Here is a 13,413-nt window from a genome sequence, read left to right as displayed (position 1 = left end):
CCGCGTCGAAAGCTTGCCGACTGTCCGGACAGACGGAACCAGCGGCGGGGCGCATGAACGACATCACCACCACATCTTCTGAGACAGCGTCCGCCCCGGCCGAGAAGCCCGCGGCCTATCGCGTGCTCGCCCGCAAGTACCGCCCGAAGGACTTCTCCGACCTGATGGTGGGCCAGGAGCCGATGGTGCGGACCTTGACCAATGCGTTCGAGACCGGCCGCATCGCCCAGGCCTATATGCTGACCGGCGTGCGCGGCGTCGGAAAGACGACCACCGCCCGCATTCTCGCGCGCGCGCTGAACTACAAGACGGACGAGATCGACACACCGACGATCGACCTTCGAACGCCCGGGGAGCATTGCCAGGCGATCATGGAAGGCCGGCATGTCGACGTGATCGAGATGGACGCCGCGTCTCATACCGGTATCGACGATATCAGAGAGATCATCGAGCAGGTGCGTTACCGGCCCGTATCCGCCCGCTACAAAGTCTATATCATCGACGAAGTGCACATGCTCTCGACGCAGGCCTTCAACGGGCTCTTGAAGACGCTCGAAGAGCCCCCGGAGCATGTGAAGTTCATCTTTGCGACGACCGAAATCCGCAAGGTCCCGATCACCGTCCTGTCTCGGTGCCAGCGGTTCGACCTGCGGCGGATTGCGGCCACCGATCTGGTGGGGCTGTTCTCCACTATTCTCGGCAAGGAAGGCATTACGGCGCAAGCCGAAGCACTGGCGATGATCGCGCGCGCCGCCGAAGGCTCGGCCCGCGATGGCCTGTCACTGCTCGACCAGGCGATCGCCCATGGCGGCGGCATCGTGGAAGCCGACGCCGTGCGCAGCATGCTCGGCCTTGCCGATCGCGCCCGTATCGTCGATCTCTTCGGGCATATCGTGCGCGGAGACGTAAAGGCGGCGCTCGAGGAGTTCGCCTGGCAATACGAGGCCGGCGCCAGCCCGGCGGTGGTTCTGACCGATCTTGCCGATTTCACGCATCTCGTGACCAAACTGAAGTTTTCGGCGGAAGCGGCCAACGATCAGTCGCTGAGCGAGGTCGAGCGGGTTCGCGGCGCGGAATTCTCCGCCGCCGTCGCCGTCTCCACCCTGTCGCGGATCTGGCAGATGCTGTTGAAGGGCATACCGGAGACGGAGAACGCCGCCCGGCCGGCAGGTGCGGCCGAAATGGTGCTGATCCGGCTGACGCATGCGGCCCACCTCCCTTCGCCCGAAGATGCCGCACGCCGGCTGCTGGAGATGTCGGGCGGCGATGCCGCTCGCCCGGCGCCACGCGGGGCTGCACCTGGCAATGGTGGCGGCAATGGATCCACAGCCTCCGCCGTTTCATCGCAGGGAGGACACCTGCAAGGCCAGAGCGGCGGCGTTATGGCCCGTGCCGGCGAACCGGTCATGCCCTCGCGCATGACGGCCAATGGTGCTGCCATGCTGCGCGCCGTGCCCGAAGCCGAGCTTCCCCCCGCTGAGGAGCGCGGACAGGTCGATATCCGGCCGGAAACGGCACCGGCCGAGCCGGTCGTGCCGTTGCGGTCCGTCGCCGATATCGTCGATCTCTGCCAGAAGAACCGCGACATTCTCTTGAAGACGCTTGTGCGCAATTTCGTGCGGCTCGTGCGAATCGAGCCGGGCCGGCTGGAGATGAACACCGCGGACGACGCGCCGAAGACGCTGGTGACGGACTTGCAGCGGAAACTGGAGGAATGGACCGGCATCCGCTGGATGGTGACCGTCAGCCGTGAGCAGGGCCAGCCGACGATGGTCGAGACGGAAGCCGCAGCCAAGGAGCAGCGCTTCAACGATGCGCGTCAGGACCCCGATGTCGCAGCGATCCTCGCCCGCTTTCCCGGCGCAAAAATGGTCGATGTCCGCATCAAGGTGTCGGAAGTCGAACTGGACGAGACGCCCGAGGTCGCTGCCGTGGCCGAGTCCGAAGAGGGCGACATCCTTCCCGGCGACGATATAGAACACTGATCCACTCGGATCGGGAAACACGGATCGAACAGGATCCGGAAAGAGGAGACGACGGACGATGCGCGACATCATGGGTATGATGGGCAAGGTCAAGGAAATGCAGGCCAAGATGGAGAAGCTTCAGGAGGAGATCGCTCTTCTCGAAGTGGATGGCACCTCGGGCGGCGGGCTCGTCACGGTCCGGCTGGATGGCAAGGGCGCTCTGAAGAGCATCAAGATCGACCCCTCGCTCTTCAAGGAAGACGATGTCGAGATTCTCGAAGACCTGATCGTTGCCGCGCACAAGGACGGCAAAGACAAGGCCGAGGCCATCACCGCTGAAAAGACGCGGGAACTGACCGCCGGCCTGCCGATTCCTCCCGGCATGAAGCTGCCGTTTTAAAGCACTTCCGGTCAGAGTTCCGGCAGAAATGCCGGGCCGACCATGCGCACCTTGCGCGGAAACCTTGGAATATCCGTCTTCGTGCCGCGCAGGCTGACATTCTTGAAAAGCCCCGTCGTCGGCTCGTTGTCGAGGACCGCGACAACCGTCGGCGCGATGGCCGGTATCGTCTCAGGGTCCATGACCGTCATGGCCGGCAGCGTGGCCACCGCTTCGGCCGCGATCCTGACCGGCTTCTGGACAACGCGTTTCGGCTTCGACTTGATGTTTCCACGCACGGTGCGGATGACGGGCTTGCACGTGGACGGCAAGGCGGCAAGTTTGGCGCGCGCTTGCGCGATACGACCGGCAATCTCCCGGCAGGCGAAACCGCCGCTCCCGATCGTACAACCATGACTGCGAGCCATTGCCATGTTGGATGCGATCTGGCGCTGGAGACGGGAGGCCTCCGTGCCGGACGGCGCACAGGTCTTGGCGAGACTATGGCTTGCGGGCACTGCAACGAGAAGGAGGATTGCGAGACACCCTGCCTGCTGTCTGATCCTAGCTGCCCAAGCCATCGCGTCTCTCCGTCACCAGCCCCGTCGGCGTGCCGATGACATAGCCGAGAGGGGCCGCCGAACGAAGCAGTTCCTTAAGGAATGGTTAAGGCACAAAGCTATCGAGCTGGGCGCGAACGCGCTCGCTGATCGGGGCCGCACGGTAGCGCGCCCGCTCCCCGTCCGACAGGCTTTTGAGAGACCTCAGCATGTCCGGCATCGTGATGCGGGGGCCTTCGAAAGACCGACAGGCCACCCGGTCGCCAACCCTGAGCATGCCCGGTCGCAGCACGCGGCAATAGAAGCCCGGCCGGGCCATCGTGCGGAACCTCCCGGCAAAACCGGGATCGTTCAACCGCAGCGAAAGCGTCGAGCAGGGGATGCGGGTCGAGGTGACTTCCAGCGTCACCCCGTCCGTCTCGAACCGGTCCCCCACGGCGATTGTCCGGCTATCGACATCGGAAATCACAAGGTTTTCGCCGAAGAGGCCGGGCTCGACGGCATGCCCGAGTTCATCCGCCCATGCATCCAGATCCAGAGAGCCGAGGCCGTAGACGGCCTGATCCGGTCCACCATGATATTTCCGATTGCAAATGGAATCGCCGGCAAGTCCTGCGGTATCGACAATGACTGTGCCGCCCTGCGGATGCTTGACGATGCCGGTCTTTGCGTTCTTGCCGCCGATGACTGTGGCGTGACCGATGCAGACGGCGTTGATCTTCATGGCCTCCCCCTTTCATCCGCCCTGTCGGATCCGACATATGCGGTGCAAAGCATTTTCACTCCGACGGCATATGGGATACAACGCGCCTCATGGCAAAGCGAGTCACCGGCCCCGAAATCGAAAAACTCATCCAGCTTCTGGCGAAGGTGCCGGGCCTCGGGCCGCGCTCGGCCCGCAGGGCCGCGCTGCACCTCGTCAAGAAGAAGGACCAGCTGCTCGGGCCTCTTGCCGATGCGATGGTCGAGGCACACCGGAAGGTCCGGATCTGCTCCTGCTGCGGCAACGTGGATACGAGCGATCCGTGCAGTGTCTGCACCGACGAGCGGCGCGATCATAGCTGCATCATCGTCGTGGAAGACGTGGCCGACCTCTGGGCGCTGGAACGTACCGGCGCCATGAACACGGCCTACCATGTGCTGGGCGGCACGCTGTCGCCACTCGATGGCGTCGGCCCCGACGATCTGAACATTCGCGGATTGGTCGATCGCGTCGTCAAGGGCGAGGTGCGCGAGCTGATCATCGCCGTCAACGCCACCGTCGAGGGCCAGACGACGGCGCATTACATCACCGACCAGCTCGACGGGCTGGACGTGCGCATCACCCGGCTTGCCCACGGCGTTCCCGTTGGGGGCGAGCTCGACTATCTCGACGACGGCACACTGACCGCAGCCTTGCGGGCGAGAACGGCAATCTGACATGACATTCCTGAAACATCTCCGCCGCCTGGGCCTTGCCGCCCTCCTCTGCACGTCCGCCGCTATTCCCGCGTTCGCCGCATCGAAGGCCGACACCGAAGCGCAGTTCCGCCGCTGGCTCCAGACCGATCTCTGGCCGCAGGCGCAGAAGGGCGGCATTTCCAAGGGGGCTTTCGACAAGGCTTTTGCAGACGTGAAGCTCGACTGGGACCTGCCGGATCTGGTGCCGCCCGGCTCCAGGCCACAAGGTGAGCAGAAGCAGAGCCAGGCGGAATTTGCATCCCCCGGCGCCTACTTCTCCGAGAAACGCCTGCAAGGTCTCGCCGCGACCGGCCGGAGCCTTGCATCGGCCCATGCCGGAACGCTGCGCCGGATCGAGAAGACCTACGGCGTGCCCGGCCCGATTGTTCTGGCGATCTGGGGCCGCGAGTCGGGTTTTGGCCGGGCGAAGATCCCGCATCCCGTTCTCGATGTGCTCGCGACGAAGGCTTTCATGTCGACCCGCGGCGAACTCTTCACCCGCGAGCTGATCTCCGCCCTGCATATTCTCGAGAGCGGCGACGTCCGGGAGGCCGACATGCGCGGCTCCTGGGCGGGCGCCATGGGCCAGCCGCAGTTCCTGCCCTCCAGCTTCCTCTCCTATGCGGTGGACTTCGACGGCGACGGACGACGCGACATCTGGAACTCGGTTCCGGACGTGCTCGGCTCGATCGCGCATTATCTGTCGGAAAAGGGCTGGCAGCGCGGACGCGACTGGGGCTTCGAGGTGACGATCCCTCAGAACGTATCCTGCGCGCAGGAAGGGCCGGACCTTGCAAAGCCACTCGGTCAATGGGCCGCGACCGGTATTACCCGCATCTCGGGAAAAGCGTTTCCCCGCAACGAGGCGAAGGCCAGCGGCATGATGCTGGTGCCGGCCGGGCGACACGGCCCGGAATTCCTGGTGACGCCGAATTTCTACGTGATCAAGGAATACAACAACTCCGACCTCTACGCCCTCTTCATCGGCAATCTTGCCGACAGGATCGGCCAGAATGGGGGTGCATTCGAAGGCAGCTGGGGCGATGTCGGCAAGATGCTGCGCTCCGACGTGCTTGCCATGCAGAAGCGGATGGAAGCGCAGGGCTACGACATCGGCAAAGCGGACGGCCTCGCCGGCTACAAGACCCGGCGGTCCCTCGGGCAGTGGCAGGAGAAGAACGGCCTTGCCGCAACGTGCTTTCCCGATGCGGGGCTGAAAGCGAAGCTCCGGTAAATACCGGCGCTCAGTGACCGATATCGACCTGCCGTTTGAACTGTTCGTATTCATGCGGCAGAATCGTCTGGCGCTCGATCATCCGGTGGACATAGGGAGCGTTCTCGCCACGGTGGAGCGCGCGAAGCTGTTCGTGGATTGCCGCATCATCCTTGGTACGGCGCTGGTTGTGCCGGACATATTCGACCCATGTCGGCACATGATAGGTCTCCGTCCAGATCTCCGGCCGCTCCAGATCGCGCATCAGCGTCCACTGACCGGCACCATCGCGGATACGAACGCGGCGGCGCTCGGTCATGATCGACAGGAACGCCTCGACATCCCCCGGGTCGATCTCGTAGTCGATCATCACGACGATCGGCCCGCTTCTCGGCTTCAGGTCGAGCTTCAGCATCGGCTCTGTGAAGCTGCCGAGGGGATCGAGGTTGAGCGCCTTGAACTCCGGCAGGGCGAAGCGCAGGCCGACGGCTGCTCCGAACACCATCACGACCGCCGAGGCGACGAGGGCCGTCGAGGGGCCATATTCCTCCGCGGCTACACCCCAGACCCAGCTGCCGAGCGCCATGCCGCCGAACGTGGTCGTCTGATAGAGCGAGAGAGCGCGGGCAACCACCCAGCGCGGCGTTGACAGCTGCACCGTCGTGTTGAACAGCGACAAGGCGAGCACCCAGCCGGCACCCGACATCAGCATGGCAAGACCGGTCAGGATCTCCGAACGGCTGACGGCAGCCATGACGGCCGACAGGGCAAAACCGATGAAGGCGATCCGCACCACAGCTTCGCCGGCCAGACGCTCGCGCAGGCGCGCGCTCAGAAGCGCGCCGCCGATCGCCCCGATGCCGAAGGCACCGAGCAGGACGCCGTAGGTCAGGGGGCCGCCAGCGACAAGATCGCGGGCAACCAGCGGCAGAAGAGCGAGAATGGCGCTGGCCGAAAGCCCGAAGAGAAAGCCCCGCAGCATGACCTTGAGAATATTCGGCGACATTGCGACGTAGCGCAGGCCAGCGCCGACGGCACGCCCCAGCGGCTCGCGCGGCAGAGCATTCAGCGCCGGCGTCCGCTTCCAGCGCAACAAAGCATAAATCAGTGCGAAATAGGTCAGCGTGTTGACGGCGAAGGCTGCCGCCGCACCCGCCGCCGCCACGATGACACCGCCTATGGCAGGGCCGACGCTGCGCGTCATATTGAAGCCCATGCTGTTCAGTGACACCGCCCCCGGCAGATCCTCGCGCGGGACCATATCGCCGACGGAGGCCTGCCAGGCCGGGTTGTTCAGAGCTGTCCCGCAACCGATGAGAAAGGTGAACATCAGGAGCAGCCAGGGCGTGATGAGCCCGAACCACGCAAACGCCGTCAGCAGGGCGGACACGGCCAGCATGAAAAACTGCGCCACCAGCATGATACGGCGCCTGTCGAAACTGTCGGCAAGCGCGCCCGAGATCAGCGAAAACAACATGATGGGCAACGTCACGGAGGCCTGCACGAGTGCCACCATATTCACCGAGGTCGAGATCGACGTCATCATCCATGCCGCGCCCACGGACTGAATGAGGCCGCCGAAATTGGAGGCAAGGCTTGCGATCCAGATGATGCGGAAGGTGTCGTGACGGAAGGGTGCCAAGGGCGATGTTCGATCTGGCAAGGCAGTCTCCTTCGTCACGCGCAGTCTTTCCGCGGATACATCTGGCGCACCACGACCGCACGTGTGGAGCGGCATCGTCTGGCTATCCGGGGTCCTCGAAACCAATGTAGCCCGATGGCTGCGCGCGGCAACCCGCATCGGCGGTCGAAATTCTCTCGGAAGCACCCATCCGCCGCGGCGCTTGCAATTGCGGCCGATGGGGCGTATATGACGCTCAAATTCTTGATCGGTTGATGAAGAGTGGGCCCGTCAGGACCCGCTCTTTTTTATTACCATCATGACAGAACATGCATGACGGGAGACATCGCTTGTCCGACATCGACACGGCAGAAATGCAGCAGGAACCGCGCCTGATCACCGAAACCGGGATCGATCGCCGCGTTGCCGATATCATCGAGCCCGTGCTGATCCCGATGGGCTACCAGCTGGTGCGCGTGCGGCTTTCGGCCCAGAACGGCGCGACGCTTCAGATCATGGCCGAGCGGACCGACGGCACGATGACGGTGGAGGACTGCGAAGCCGTCTCCACAGCGATCTCGCCTGTGCTCGACGTGGACGATCCGATCGGCAAGGCGTATCATCTCGAGGTGTCTTCGCCGGGTATCGACCGGCCGATGGTGCGCAAGGGCGATTTCGTCCGCTGGACCGGCCATGTCGTCAAGTGCGAGACATCGGTGCTGGTGGAAAGCCGCAAGCGCTTTCGCGGCGTCATCCTTGGTGCGGATGCAGACGGCTTCACCATCGAGCGCGACCAGCCGGGCCCGGACGAGACCCCGATCGTGGTCGTGCCCTTTTCGGCGCTGGCAGAGGCCAAACTGATCCTGACGGACGAGCTGATCCGCGATGCGCTGACGGCCGACAAGAAGGCCAAGGCTGCACGCGAGGCGGCAAACGAGAATTTCGAAGAGCTCGACGGCGACGACGAGACCCCTTCGCAGGAATGACACGCGCCCGGCCGGCGCTTCTCCTTGGAAGCGTGGCCTGAGAGGCACCACCCGGACTATTCGACCTACGGAGACCTACCCCATGGCAGTCAGTGCTAACCGGCTCGAACTTCTGCAGATCGCGGATGCCGTCGCGCGTGAAAAGGTGATCGACCGCGAAATCGTGCTGGCCGCCATGGCCGATGCGATCCAGAAGGCGGCGCGCTCGCGCTACGGCTCGGAAAGCAACATCCGCGCCGACATCAACTCCAAGACCGGCGAAATCCGCCTTCAGCGCCTGCTGGAAGTGGTCGAGGTCGCCGAGGACTACGGCACGCAGATCCCGCTGGAACTGGCGCGCGACCGTAACCCGGACGCAAAGCTCGGCGACTTCATCGCCGATCCCCTGCCCCCGATGGACTTCGGCCGTATCGCCGCCCAGTCCGCCAAGCAGGTCATCGTCCAGAAGGTGCGGGAAGCCGAGCGTGACCGCCAGTTCGACGAATACAAGGACCGCATCGGCGAGATCGTCAACGGCACGGTCAAGCGCGTCGAATACGGCAACGTCATCGTGGACCTCGGCCGCGGCGAAGGCATCATCCGTCGCGACGAGATGATCCCGCGTGAAAACATGCGCTACGGCGACCGCGTCCGCTCCTATGTCTACGACGTGCGCCGCGAACAGCGCGGCCCGCAGATCTTCCTGTCGCGCACGCATCCGCAATTCATGGTCAAGCTCTTCACCATGGAAGTGCCGGAAATCTACGACGGCATCATCCAGATCCGCTCGGTTGCCCGCGATCCCGGTTCGCGCGCGAAGATCGCCGTCATCTCCAATGACAGCTCGATCGATCCGGTCGGCGCCTGCGTCGGCATGCGCGGCAGCCGTGTCCAGGCCGTCGTCGGCGAGCTTCAGGGCGAGAAGATCGACATCATTCCGTGGAGCCAGGATCCGGCCTCCTTCATCGTCAACGCTCTTCAGCCGGCCGAAGTCGCGAAGGTCGTTCTCGACGAGGATGCAGAACGCATCGAAGTCGTGGTGCCCGACGAGCAGCTGTCGCTCGCCATCGGCCGTCGCGGCCAGAACGTGCGTCTCGCATCGCAGCTGACCGGCTGGGACATCGACATCATGACCGAAGCCGAGGAGTCCGAGCGCCGTCAGAAGGAATTCAACGAGCGCACGAACCTCTTCATGGAATCGCTCGACGTGGACGAGATGGTCGGCCAGGTTCTGGCATCCGAAGGCTTCGCGCAGGTCGAGGAGCTCGCCTATGCAGAGCTTGACGAAATCGCTTCCATCGAGGGCTTCGACGAGGAGACCGCAAGCGAGATCCAGACCCGCGCCCGTGAATATCTCGACAAGCTCGAAGCCGAGATGGACGAGAAGCGCAAGGCGCTCGGCGTTGCCGACGAGTTGCGCACGATCAATGGCATGACCGGGCAGATGCTGGTTGCGCTCGGCCAGGACGGCATCAAGACCATCGAAGACTTCGCAGGCTGCGCCGCCGACGACCTCGTCGGTTGGTCGGAGCGCAAGGACGGCGAGACCAAGCGTTTCGAGGGCCTGTTCTCTAAGCTGGAAGTGTCGCGCACGGAAGCGGAAACCATGATCCTTCAAGCACGCCTTGCTGCGGGCTGGATTACGGAAGAAGACCTTGCACGCGAGACCGAGGCACTCCAAATAACGGAAGGTAGTGAGGAAGACGAGGCGGAAGCCGCGTCCTGATCCTCATGAATTCCGTAACCGACCAGCCGGACATGGCACCGGACGATGCGAACGTCCCCGATCTGGACGTCTCCGACAGCGAGGATGACGGCTTGCCGCTCAACGGGCGCATGTGCATCGTCACCCGAAAGAGCGGTCCCGCCGATGACGGCCTGATCCGCTTCGTTGCGGGGCCGGACGGCCGGGTGGTTGCGGACCTGAAACGCCAGTTGCCGGGACGCGGCTGCTGGGTCACCGCCGAACGGGCGGTTCTGGAAACGGCGATCAAGCGCAAGCTTTTTGCGCGGGCGCTGAAGACGGCGGAGGCCAAGCCCGGCCCCGAGCTTCTGGACGAGGTCGACAGGCTTCTCGTCCACCAGCTGATCGGCATGATGAACATGGCGCGCAAGGCCGCGCAGTTCATCACCGGGGCTTCGAAGGTGGAACAGGCGGTTCGCGGAATGGCGGCCATCGCCACGTTCCACGCTTCGACGGCCGCACCCGACGGTGTGCGGAAAATTGATCAGGCGCGCAAGGCCATGAGCTTTGTCGCCGACGACGGCGAGCAGATACCCACCTTCCGCTTCTTCACCGGAGAGGAATTGGATACGTTGCTTGGAAGTAATTCTTTTATCCATGCCGCAGCGCTTGCAGGGCAGGCGGGTGAGGGTGTAGTGAAGCGCGCAAACATGCTGGAAAGATACCGGGGCGAAATGTCCCCCCGTGCCTTCGGCGACGCTTCCCAGCCGACATTATGACGCGGGACACCGGCCACGGCCGTGACGACCGCAATACGGTAAGACGACAATCGAACGACGGGGTCTGGTGATACGCATCCGGCTTCGATCTTAGGAACGGAACGGAATGACCGATAACAACGACGACAAGACCCTGAGCGGAGCCGGCAAGAAGACTCTGACGCTGCGCCCCTCCGGCGTGAGCCAGGGCACAGTCCGCCAGGACATGGGCCGCGGCCGCACGAAGGCTGTCGTGGTCGAAACCCGCAAGCGCCGCCCCACACGGCCAGAAGACGAGAAGCCGGTCGCACCGATCGCCTCGGCTCCCGTCCGTGCGCCGCAGCCGCGCCCGCCGGAAACCCGCCCCATGCAGCAGACCACGGTTCGCCCGCAGCCACAGGCTCCGAGGCCCGATCCGGCACGTCCGCGCACCGGCGTCGTTCTGAATCAGCTGTCTGCCGGTGAAATCGATGCGCGCCGCCGCGCACTCGCCGAAGCGCAGATCCGCGATGCCGAGGAAGCCAAGGCGCGCGCTGCTGCCGAAGAGAAGCGGAAGATCGAGGAAGCCGAGCGCCTGAAGCGCGAAGCCGAGGAAGCCGCACGCCGCGAAGCGGAAGAAGCTGCTCGTCCCGCTGCCGAACGCGAAGCCGAGAAGGTGGCGCTCGCCGCTGCCGCGGAAGCCGAAAAGGCTGCGGCCGCCGCAGCCGCTGCTGCTCCGCCGGCACCCGAGCGTCCTGCTCCGGTGATCGTAACGGATGCCAATGGCGTGCGCACGCGCCGCACCAACGAGGCCGAGGAAACGCGCCCTGCCCGTCCGGGCGCGGTTCCGGTTCGCGGCAAGCCGGTTCGTCCCGAGCCTGCCAAGGCTCCGGCTCGTCCGAAGACAGAAGAAGAGCGCCGCAAGGGCAAGCTGACGCTGACGGCAGCCCTCGACGATGACGGCAATGCCCGTGGCCGCTCGCTCGCCGCGATGCGCCGTCGCCAGGAGAAGTTCCGCCGCAGCCAGATGCAGGAAACGCGTGAAAAGGTCATGCGCGAAGTCATCCTGCCGGAAACCATCACCATTCAGGAACTGTCGCAGCGCATGTCCGAACGTGCCGTCGACGTCATCAAGTACCTGATGAAGGACGGCCAGATGATGAAGCCCGGCGACGTCATCGACGCCGATCTGGCCGAAATCATCGCTGCCGAATTTGGTCACACCGTTAAGCGCGTATCGGAATCCGACGTTGAAGAAGGCATCTTCAACCAGGCGGACGACGCCGGCGAAATGGTGTCGCGTCCCCCGGTTGTGACCATCATGGGCCATGTCGACCACGGCAAGACCTCGCTGCTCGACGCCATCCGCCAGACGAGCGTCGTTTCGGGCGAAGCCGGCGGCATCACGCAGCATATCGGCGCCTATCAGGTCGAGCAGAACGGCCAGAAGATTACCTTCATCGACACCCCCGGCCACGCCGCCTTCACGGCCATGCGTGCCCGTGGTGCGCAGGCGACCGACATCGCGATCCTCGTGGTTGCGGCCGATGACAGCGTCATGCCGCAGACGATCGAATCGATCAGCCATGCAAAGGCTGCCAATGTTCCGATCATCGTGGCGATCAACAAGATCGACAAGCACGAAGCCAACCCGGACAAGGTGCGCCAGCAGCTGCTGCAGCACGAGGTGTTCGTGGAATCGCTCGGCGGTGAAGTTCTCGACGTCGAAGTGTCGGCAAAGAACAAGGTCAACCTCGACAAGCTGCTCGAGGCAATCCTGCTGCAGGCCGAAATCCTCGACCTCAAGGCCGATCCGAGCCGGACGGCCGAAGGTATCGTCATCGAAGCCCAGCTCGACCGCGGTCGCGGTTCGGTTGCGACCGTCCTCGTCCAGAAGGGCACGCTGAAGCCCGGCCAGATCATCGTTGCCGGCGACCAGTGGGGCCGCGTGCGCGCGCTCGTCACCGACAAGGGCGATCATGTCAAGGAAGCCGGTCCGGCCACGCCGGTCGAAGTGCTCGGCCTGTCGGGAACACCGGCTGCCGGCGATCGCTTCGCCGTGGTCGAAAACGAAGGCCGCGCTCGCGAGATTTCCGAATATCGCCAGCGCCTGACGCGCGACAAGGCGGTTGCCCGCCAGTCCGGCCAGCGCGGTTCGCTCGAACAGATGATGAGCAAGCTGCAGAACACCGGGTTCAAGGAGTTTCCGCTGGTCATCAAGGGCGACGTGCAGGGTTCGGTGGAAGCCATCATCGGCGCGCTCGATCGTCTGGGCACCGACGAAGTCCGTGCCCGCATCGTTCACTCGGGCGCCGGTGCCATCACCGAGTCCGACATCGCGCTTGCGGAATCCTCGGATGCGGCGATCATCGGCTTCAACGTGCGTGCCAATACCCAGGCACGTCAGGCGTCCGAGCGTTCGGGCATCGAGATCCGCTACTACAACATCATCTACGATCTGGTAGATGACGTGAAGGCAGCAATGTCGGGCCTGCTCTCGCCGGAACGTCGCGAAACCTTCCTCGGCAATGCCGAAATTCTGGAAGTGTTCAACATTACCAAGACCGGCAAGGTCGCGGGTTGCCGCGTGGTCGAGGGCAAGGTCGAGCGTGGCGCAGGCGTCCGCCTGGTGCGCGACAACGTCGTCATCCACGAGGGCAAGCTCAAGACACTCAAGCGCTTCAAGGACGAAGTGTCCGAAGTGCCGGTCGGTCAGGAATGCGGTATGGCCTTCGAGAACTACGAAGATATCCGCGCTGGCGACACGATCGAGTGCTTCCGCGTGGAACACATTACCCGCACGCTGTAAGGCGAAGCAGGATTGAAAATCTGAAAATGGCGGCTTCG

At 64.0% G+C, this 13,413-nt stretch carries 11 protein-coding genes; 8 read left to right on the top strand and 3 right to left on the bottom strand.

Annotated elements, in window-relative coordinates; all coding sequences use genetic code 11:
- Positions 1-53 precede the first annotated feature (53 nt).
- Complete coding sequence (locus tag BSG19_RS06605; RefSeq protein WP_092986129.1) at positions 54-1,985, top strand: DNA polymerase III subunit gamma/tau; 1,932 nt, start codon at positions 54-56, stop codon at positions 1,983-1,985.
- A gap of 58 nt (positions 1,986-2,043) precedes the next feature.
- Positions 2,044-2,367 (top strand): YbaB/EbfC family nucleoid-associated protein, encoded by a 324-nt coding sequence (locus BSG19_RS06600; protein WP_062471082.1) that lies wholly within the window; start codon positions 2,044-2,046, stop codon positions 2,365-2,367.
- Positions 2,368-2,378: 11 nt separating this feature from the next.
- Here the strand turns inward: BSG19_RS06600 and BSG19_RS06595 are convergent, their stop codons facing one another.
- Together BSG19_RS06595 and BSG19_RS06590 are read right to left on the bottom strand one after the other, a co-directional pair.
- The gene (locus tag BSG19_RS06595) at positions 2,379-2,927 is read right to left on the bottom strand and encodes a hypothetical protein (protein WP_092986127.1); all 549 of its coding nucleotides are present in this window, start codon (positions 2,925-2,927) and stop codon (positions 2,379-2,381) included.
- Between the two features lie 85 nt (positions 2,928-3,012).
- Positions 3,013-3,630 (bottom strand): MOSC domain-containing protein, encoded by a 618-nt coding sequence (locus BSG19_RS06590; RefSeq protein ID WP_092986125.1) that lies wholly within the window; start codon positions 3,628-3,630, stop codon positions 3,013-3,015.
- Positions 3,631-3,719: 89 nt separating this feature from the next.
- On the opposite strand from BSG19_RS06590, the gene recR reads away from it, so the two are divergent.
- Together recR and BSG19_RS06580 are read left to right on the top strand one after the other, a co-directional pair.
- Positions 3,720-4,325 carry a recombination mediator RecR gene (recR, locus tag BSG19_RS06585; RefSeq protein ID WP_092931615.1) on the top strand — a complete coding sequence of 202 codons (606 nt, stop codon included), beginning with the start codon at positions 3,720-3,722 and terminating at the stop codon, positions 4,323-4,325.
- Between the two features lies 1 nt (position 4,326).
- Positions 4,327-5,580, top strand: coding sequence for a lytic murein transglycosylase (locus tag BSG19_RS06580; protein ID WP_092986123.1), 1,254 nt, complete (start codon positions 4,327-4,329; stop codon positions 5,578-5,580).
- A gap of 10 nt (positions 5,581-5,590) precedes the next feature.
- Here the strand turns inward: BSG19_RS06580 and BSG19_RS06575 are convergent, their stop codons facing one another.
- Positions 5,591-7,222 (bottom strand): MFS transporter, encoded by a 1,632-nt coding sequence (locus BSG19_RS06575; protein WP_092987242.1) that lies wholly within the window; start codon positions 7,220-7,222, stop codon positions 5,591-5,593.
- A 308-nt stretch (positions 7,223-7,530) separates the two neighbouring features.
- Between BSG19_RS06575 and rimP the strand changes: the two genes are divergently transcribed.
- The 4 genes from rimP to infB all read left to right on the top strand — a co-directional run bounded on the left by rimP (position 7,531) and on the right by infB (position 13,375).
- Entirely contained in the window at positions 7,531-8,166 is a 636-nt protein-coding gene (gene rimP / locus BSG19_RS06570) for a ribosome maturation factor RimP (protein ID WP_092986121.1), read from the top strand.
- An 82-nt stretch (positions 8,167-8,248) separates the two neighbouring features.
- Positions 8,249-9,871 (top strand): transcription termination factor NusA, encoded by a 1,623-nt coding sequence (gene nusA, locus BSG19_RS06565; RefSeq protein ID WP_092986119.1) that lies wholly within the window; start codon positions 8,249-8,251, stop codon positions 9,869-9,871.
- Between the two features lie 5 nt (positions 9,872-9,876).
- A complete protein-coding gene (locus tag BSG19_RS06560) occupies positions 9,877-10,608 on the top strand; it encodes an RNA-binding protein (protein WP_092986117.1) in 732 nt (243 codons plus the stop codon).
- A 106-nt stretch (positions 10,609-10,714) separates the two neighbouring features.
- Positions 10,715-13,375: a translation initiation factor IF-2 gene (infB, locus tag BSG19_RS06555; protein WP_092986115.1), complete on the top strand. Its 2,661-nt coding sequence runs from the start codon at positions 10,715-10,717 to the stop codon at positions 13,373-13,375.
- Positions 13,376-13,413 lie beyond the last annotated feature (38 nt).

The sequence above is a fragment of the Rhizobium sp. NFR03 genome, from assembly GCF_900111275.1.
Classification (GTDB): Bacteria; Pseudomonadota; Alphaproteobacteria; order Rhizobiales; family Rhizobiaceae; genus Ferranicluibacter.
The sequence above is the reverse complement of the archived record's forward strand: the minus strand, read 5'-3'. Positions and strand labels throughout refer to the sequence as shown.

Excerpts from the sequence above, each read along its gene's own strand:
- BSG19_RS06600 (WP_062471082.1), top strand. The coding sequence starts at position 2,044 with ATGCGCGACATCATGGGTATGATGGGCAAGGTCAAGGAAATGCAGGCC.
- BSG19_RS06580 (WP_092986123.1), top strand. The coding sequence starts at position 4,327 with ATGACATTCCTGAAACATCTCCGCCGCCTGGGCCTTGCCGCCCTCCTC.
- BSG19_RS06590 (WP_092986125.1), bottom strand. The coding sequence starts at position 3,630 with ATGAAGATCAACGCCGTCTGCATCGGTCACGCCACAGTCATCGGCGGC.
- recR (WP_092931615.1), top strand. The coding sequence starts at position 3,720 with ATGGCAAAGCGAGTCACCGGCCCCGAAATCGAAAAACTCATCCAGCTT.
- BSG19_RS06605 (WP_092986129.1), top strand. The coding sequence starts at position 54 with ATGAACGACATCACCACCACATCTTCTGAGACAGCGTCCGCCCCGGCC.
- infB (WP_092986115.1), top strand. The coding sequence starts at position 10,715 with ATGACCGATAACAACGACGACAAGACCCTGAGCGGAGCCGGCAAGAAG.
- BSG19_RS06560 (WP_092986117.1), top strand. The coding sequence starts at position 9,877 with ATGAATTCCGTAACCGACCAGCCGGACATGGCACCGGACGATGCGAAC.
- BSG19_RS06595 (WP_092986127.1), bottom strand. The coding sequence starts at position 2,927 with ATGGCTTGGGCAGCTAGGATCAGACAGCAGGCAGGGTGTCTCGCAATC.
- nusA (WP_092986119.1), top strand. The coding sequence starts at position 8,249 with ATGGCAGTCAGTGCTAACCGGCTCGAACTTCTGCAGATCGCGGATGCC.